Below are 217 nucleotides of genomic sequence, written 5' to 3'. Positions count from 1 at the left end.
TGCCGCCTTCGCGAACGGAAGCGCCCGGCCGAACCGCTCGAAGCGGTCGGCCAACGTCTCTCCCGCCACATAATCCATCACGATGCAGGCGAGTCCGTCTTCGTCGGGCGGCAAATAATCGACGATGCGGGGCAGATGCGGATGATCCAGGGCGCTCAGCACCCGCGCTTCCGCGATGAAGGCGTCGCGCTCCTCGGGGTACGGCCGCGTGATCTTC

At 66.4% G+C, this 217-nt stretch carries 1 pseudogene; it reads right to left on the bottom strand.

Features of this window, described 5'->3' with window-relative positions:
- A pseudogene (locus tag AB3351_RS23665) lies at nucleotides 1-217 on the bottom strand (serine/threonine protein kinase); the annotation flags it as partial.

This window comes from Aneurinibacillus sp. REN35 (assembly GCF_041379945.2).
Classification (GTDB): Bacteria; Bacillota; Bacilli; order Aneurinibacillales; family Aneurinibacillaceae; genus Aneurinibacillus.
Note: the sequence above shows the minus strand (reverse complement) of the source record. Positions and strands in the feature narration are given on the sequence as shown.